General features: G+C 55.6%; 1 protein-coding gene. It reads right to left on the bottom strand.

The genetic code is table 11. The features are described 5' to 3' along the window. Nucleotides 1-554, bottom strand: a 554-nt coding sequence (locus FW760_RS26030; protein WP_446444120.1) for a hypothetical protein, incomplete at both ends; no start/stop codon positions are given.

The following is a 554-nucleotide window of genomic DNA, read 5'->3' as shown; positions in this document are numbered from 1 at the left end:
GCTTTTGCACCATTTTTTTCCCCGCTTTGCAACATCCCCGCCAGCTTCTCAAGCCACCCTGGCGTTTTCGAAGCCACAGCTTTAGCAGCACTTCCCAGCGAAATAATCGCCAGCGCCAGTTCCGCTTCTGCCTCCACCCCAAGCCGATGACTCTCCGATTCGGTCGGCGTAAACAGCGTATCTTTGGTGCTCTCAAACTGGTTCAGAAACTGACTGACCAATTGCAGCGCAGCAGGATCGACCTTTTCCCTCCCTTGACCATGCCGCGCGGTGGCTTCCAGCGCTTGAACCATCTGCTGTTCAGTTACGTTTTCAGCCCCTGGCGCGCAGTAACCGGGCATTTGCCTGCATGCATCGGCGATGCCTTTGGCGAAGCTTTCGGCATTCTTCCTGTGCAGGTCATGGTTGTAAATGGTTGCACTCTGAGCAACCTCGGAGCCTTTCTGAAGATCACCGTTGACGGCTGCGGCGGCAAGCACACCAGTCAATTGGGACAGCATCACATGAACGTTGGTGTCGCCACCGGATAACGTTGACAGCGTATCTGCCATGGC

The organism is Pseudomonas sp. 1176_21, from assembly GCF_052850635.1.
This window is presented reverse-complemented; position numbering and strand designations above follow the sequence as displayed.